The organism is Acinetobacter sp. MD2 (genome assembly GCF_035615575.1).
Lineage (GTDB): Bacteria > Pseudomonadota > Gammaproteobacteria > Pseudomonadales > Moraxellaceae > Acinetobacter.
The window spans coordinates 1-5,031 of sequence record NZ_VTDK01000014.1 but is presented as its reverse complement, the minus strand read 5'-3'; the positions used below and the strand labels follow the sequence as shown (position 1 = coordinate 5,031).

At 35.8% G+C, this 5,031-nt stretch carries 6 protein-coding genes; 5 read left to right on the top strand and 1 reads right to left on the bottom strand.

Annotation, left to right across the window (positions count from 1 at the left end; translation table 11 throughout):
* The first annotated feature begins 79 nt into the window (after positions 1–79).
* A complete protein-coding gene (locus FXN70_RS11875; RefSeq protein ID WP_324647677.1) occupies positions 80–505 on the top strand; it encodes a hypothetical protein in 426 nt (141 codons plus the stop codon).
* On the opposite strand, the gene FXN70_RS11870 is transcribed toward FXN70_RS11875, so the two are convergent.
* Entirely contained in the window at positions 502–1,527 is a 1,026-nt protein-coding gene (locus tag FXN70_RS11870; RefSeq protein WP_324647676.1) for an IS1595 family transposase, read from the bottom strand. The genes FXN70_RS11875 and FXN70_RS11870 overlap by 4 nt on opposite strands.
* Positions 1,528–1,647: 120 nt before the next feature.
* Between FXN70_RS11870 and FXN70_RS11865 the strand changes: the two genes are divergently transcribed.
* Genes FXN70_RS11865 through FXN70_RS11850 form a run of 4 tightly spaced genes read left to right on the top strand, consistent with a single transcriptional unit; the run spans position 1,648 to position 4,913 of the window.
* A complete protein-coding gene (locus FXN70_RS11865) occupies positions 1,648–1,869 on the top strand; it encodes a DUF6471 domain-containing protein (protein ID WP_324647675.1) in 222 nt (73 codons plus the stop codon).
* A 21-nt stretch (positions 1,870–1,890) separates the two neighbouring features.
* Positions 1,891–2,982: an adenine-specific methyltransferase EcoRI family protein gene (locus tag FXN70_RS11860; RefSeq protein ID WP_324647674.1), complete on the top strand. Its 1,092-nt coding sequence runs from the start codon at positions 1,891–1,893 to the stop codon at positions 2,980–2,982.
* A gap of 1 nt (position 2,983) precedes the next feature.
* Entirely contained in the window at positions 2,984–3,733 is a 750-nt protein-coding gene (locus FXN70_RS11855; protein WP_324647673.1) for a hypothetical protein, read from the top strand.
* A gap of 13 nt (positions 3,734–3,746) precedes the next feature.
* Positions 3,747–4,913, top strand: coding sequence for an HNH endonuclease family protein (locus tag FXN70_RS11850; RefSeq protein WP_324647672.1), 1,167 nt, complete (start codon positions 3,747–3,749; stop codon positions 4,911–4,913).
* Positions 4,914–5,031: the final 118 nt, after the last annotated feature.

Below are 5,031 nucleotides of genomic sequence, written 5' to 3'. Positions count from 1 at the left end.
CGCTATTATGTAGCAACCGCACAATAAATAGGGTGATTCGCCATTTAAAATAATTCCTTTACGCATAAGGAAAGAAATCATGGCTGAATCACATATCGTATCAGGATTAACTAAAAAACGTGCGGAATTGCTTGGTCAAATTGAAGCACATCAAAAAGAAATTCAACGTATCTCTGAAATGCTACTGCATGTAGATCACACTATTAAGCTATTTTCACCTGACTTTGACCTTAGAAGCGTTAAATCTAAGCGTACAAACCAAAGAAACCCCTATTTCGGGCGAGGTGAACTACAGTCATTTGTCTTAACTTGCTTGCGTGAATCCAATGAGCCAATGAACTACAAAGATTTAATGATGAAAATTTTAGACATTAAAGGCATAGATTCATCTGTAGGTAATGATATTTCACCTAGTTTCATCAAAGTGCTGAACCGATTAAGAGATAAAGGCATTATTATCGCCCATAGCAATCAGCGTCCTCATTTGTGGGGCATAGCGGATTAGCAGACTAAACGCTCTGATTTACGCTTATTGCCCTGCCAATAGCCACACCAATCTTTATGTGTTCGAGTTTGAGCGCATTTCATTAAAATATCAGTAAAGATTTCACCATTCGACCATCTACGAGTATCTTCACGATAAGCAGCTTCATTGGCATAGTTGGCAAGGTACATCACACCAAACTTGTGCATTTGCCCTAACTGCATACGTCTAAACCGACTAAAATAGCTTTCAGCAAGATTATTGGTCACACCATCTTTAGAACAATATTCATATTGATGATTAACACGCTTAGTCGTGAAACGAGCATTCAGTGTATCGTATGCGGTGCTTTCATCTGCATGGATCGTTGAACCATGCTTGATATGTTGATTGGCAAGATGATTAATGTCCTTTTGATTTTCACTATAAACCACATAGGTTTTAGTTTTATCAGCACCTTGTAGGTCACTGTTGATTGCTTTTTGGCGAAGTACCACCACACACCGTTTATTTGGATTTTGATATTCAGCTTTGCGCCGATCTACACGGTCATCCTTGTGGTTTTTAGGGCGTACATAGCCATTCACATACGCACCATCCATGTGAACATTACCTGATAGTAATTCATCGTCACGCTGATCTATCAGGCTCTCACGGATTTTATGTGCCAATACAAAAGCGGTCTTATACTGAACACCTAAATCTCGACCTAACTGTAAAGCAGATAAGCCTTTTACAGCGTTAGAGTAAATGGCGATAGCAGCTAAGTAGATTTTGAGTGGTAGTTTGTGAAAAGCAAAGATCGTACCTGATGTTACGCTGAACGTATGATTACAGCACTTGCAACGCCATTGCTTGCGTCCACGTATGAAATAATGATGATCTTGGGTATCGCAATGAGGGCATGTTGGTTGTTCTTTTCCCCACCGCATTTCTTTGAACAATAAGAAAGCTTGTTCATGGGTGATTTGCATAATTTCATACACAGATAAAGTACGAGCCTTTGCTGACAATAAGAAATGTTGCTTAGATTCTTTTTTCATAAAATCACCCATCACAAACACGATATGCTTAATATATTGTAATGGTTTTAATCATCAAATATAATGATTTAAAATATTATAGCGACATGGTATGTCGTTTATCTTTTATGAGGTCAAACCGTGAGTGACGATGAATGGAAAGACTATGCCAAAGGCTTAATTAAGGCAGAAATTGCCCGAAAAAATATAAGCCTGATTGATCTATCCAAAAAGCTTGAAGCAATGGGTATATCAGAAACACCGCAAAACATTAGTAATAAGATCAATCGTGGTACATTTGGGGCAATATTTATGCTTCAAATACTTAAAGCGATTGAGTGTAAAGACATTCGATTAATTTAATACAGCTATTTGGATTTCAATATGAACAGTGTTTTAAAAAATACAAATCTTTCAAAAGCAAGATCAGCTAAAAACGATGAATTTTATACTCAATATGTTGATATTGAAAAAGAAATGAATGCTTATTTAGAATATGATTCAAACGCATTTAAAGATAAAGTTGTTTTATTACCTTGTGATGACCCCGAATGGAGTAATTTCACTTTATATTTTGCTCAAAATTTTAGTCGGTTAGGCTTGAAAAAACTTATAAGCACAAGTTATGCCCCTAAGAGCAAGCAGGTTGATCAGTCTTATCAACCCTCATTATTTGAGGAAAATAGTCCTCAATTTGATAGTGATAAATCCACTGCTTGCGGCAAGTTCTTTGAACTAGAAAGCGATATAACTAAAGATGGTGTCGTTGATATTAATGACATCAATTGGCAGTACCTCAAAGGTGATGGTGATTTCAGAAGTGATGAAGTCAAAGCGTTGCGTGATCAAGCGGATATTATTGTAACCAATCCACCATTTTCCCTATTCCGTGATTTTATTGCATGGATCATGGAGGGTGAGAAAAAATTTGCAATAGTAGGAAATAAGAACTGTGTCACTTACAAAGAGGTATTTCCTTTAGTAAAAGAAAATAAAATATGGTCAGGACGTACCGAATGGTCAGGCGGTATGTGGTTTGAAACTAAATATGAGGATGTGGACAAAGTAATTGATGGTGTGAATATGAAAAATGTTCCCTCAATTTGGATCACAAACTTAGAGCATGGCAGACGACATGAACCTTTACAACTAATGACGATGGATGACAATAAGCGGTTTAACTCTAAAATTGAGGGTAAAAATGCTTATCAATCCTATGATAACTACAAGGCTATTGAAATCCCCCTTACTCAAGCGATTCCTAGTGATTATGATGGTGTAATGGGTGTGCCAATCAGCTTCTTAGATAAATATAACCCTGAACAATTTGAAATTTTAGGTATTGATACAGATGTTAAGTCTAAGTTATTAGATTTTCTTACTGTTCCTGATTGGGATGGTAAAGTTGATAGAGGTTATTTAAATGGCAAAAGAATGTACTCACGCCTGTTGATTAAAGCAAAAAAGGCGGGTTGAAATGAGTTTTACATACGAGCAAATTACTTGTCAGATACCAAAAGATCATAATCATATAGATCGCAATTATATTGTCATCAAGGCAATTTTTAATAATTCCTCTACACAATCGGAGCGTATAAGAGCGAAAGCGTGGGATTTGGCGAAGAAAGTAAATCCTAATAGCGCAAATGATTCAACTCAGCAAAGGGATAAGGATAGGCTAATCCTAGATGCATTAGGAGGTGTGATCGCAGAAGAAGCTTGGTTTTATTATATCAACCGTGTTTTTGGCTCTAACACCGTTACGTTTACGGAGTTTAACGGCTCAAATGGTCAAATTGATCTACTTTTAAGTAATCATAAAACGATAGAAATTCGTTCATCCTTTCCTAGAAAGGGGGTTAAATTTGCTATTTGCCATGAAAGATTTAATTTCAAGAATATTTGCAAATATAACAATCTATATAAATCATCTGAAATTGATAAAGATTTCTTTGGTTGCTGTTTATTTGAAACACAAAAAGATGATATTTCTAATGCACAGAGCGTTGTTGTGTACTTGATTGGTGGTTCAACAAGAGCCATGATGCTTGATCAAAAAATTTCTTTTAGAGCAGATTTGGTTGCGGAAGGTGACTTAACGGAAAATAGAACAAATTATCAAGTTATATATCTTAAAGATGCTCTTGATATGCAAGGTTTTGAGAATTACATGGGTACGATGGGCTATACAAAATTGACTAACACTCCATTAAATCAAGTTTTTTAATTTTAAGGTTTCTATGCAAACAAATTTAAATACCAAAATCACTATCAAAGACCTATGTGAAGGTTTTGTTTATAACGAACTTGAAGGTAAAGGTCTGTTTGGCTTGTCGGGTAAATTGACTATTCAACCTGAATATCAACGGAATTATATTTACGCAGATGGTAAAAAAGACGTAGCTGTTATTCAATCAATATTGAAGGGCTATCCATTAGGATTAATTTACTTTAATCAGACAGGTGATGATACTTTTGAGATATTGGATGGTCAGCAGCGTGTCACCAGTGTCGGGCGTTTTTTGACAGGAAAGTTCGCTATATTCTTTGATGGCAGTAGAACCCCACAATATTTCCATAGTTTGCCTAAAGACCAAAAGCAGAAAATACTAGATACAACGATCTTAGTTTACGAGTGTAATGGTACTGAAACCGAAATTAAGGAATGGTTTAAAACTATCAATATATCGGGCGTTCCACTTAATGAACAAGAGCTACTAAATGCGGTGTATTCAGGCTCATTTGTTACATTGGCGAAAGCCCAATTCAGCAACTCTCAAAACGCCTTAATTCAAAAATGGAGTAGCTTTGTTAGTGGTAGTGCTATTCGTCAGGATTTCTTAGCTACAGCCCTAAATTGGGTGAGTAAAGGCAATGTTAGTGATTACATGGGGCAGCACCGCCACGACAATCATATAAGCGAGCTAACTACTTACTTCAACACTGTTATAGATTGGGCGAGTACCATTTTTCTTAATATTGAAAAAGAAATGAAAGGTTTAGAATGGGGGGGCTTGTACGAAAGCTATAAAACCATTGCTTACAACCCGACTAAAATAGCTGATGATGTTAAAAGACTGTATGCAGACCCTTATGTGAAAAATAGAAAAGGAATTTTTGAATATATATTGGGTGGTGAAGCTGATACACGTTTATTGGATGTTCGCATATTTGACGATGCAACCAAGCGAAAAGCTTACACATTACAAACCAATGATGCTAATGAAAAAAGCACTTCAAATTGTCCGTTATGTGCCAATGGTAACAATGCCAATAAGACAAAGATTTACTTACTCAAAGAAATGGATGCAGACCATGTTCAAGCTTGGAGTAAAGGCGGTGCAACAACTTTAGATAATTGTGAAATGCTCTGCATTACCCATAATCGAAGTAAAGGTAATCGTTAGTAATATTAGTTTTGTATAAATTGCTGATAGCTATTTTTAAAGAAGCTAAATTAATTTTAGCTTCTTCCTTATTAAATAATTGATTATTATAGTTTTGTGCGGTTGCTACATAATATCG

Bases quoted from the DNA above. Each gene is read 5' to 3' on its own strand.
- FXN70_RS11875 (WP_324647677.1), top strand. From the start codon at position 80: ATGGCTGAATCACATATCGTATCAGGATTAACTAAAAAACGTGCGGAA.
- FXN70_RS11870 (WP_324647676.1), bottom strand. From the start codon at position 1,527: ATGAAAAAAGAATCTAAGCAACATTTCTTATTGTCAGCAAAGGCTCGT.
- FXN70_RS11860 (WP_324647674.1), top strand. From the start codon at position 1,891: ATGAACAGTGTTTTAAAAAATACAAATCTTTCAAAAGCAAGATCAGCT.
- FXN70_RS11855 (WP_324647673.1), top strand. From the start codon at position 2,984: ATGAGTTTTACATACGAGCAAATTACTTGTCAGATACCAAAAGATCAT.
- FXN70_RS11850 (WP_324647672.1), top strand. From the start codon at position 3,747: ATGCAAACAAATTTAAATACCAAAATCACTATCAAAGACCTATGTGAA.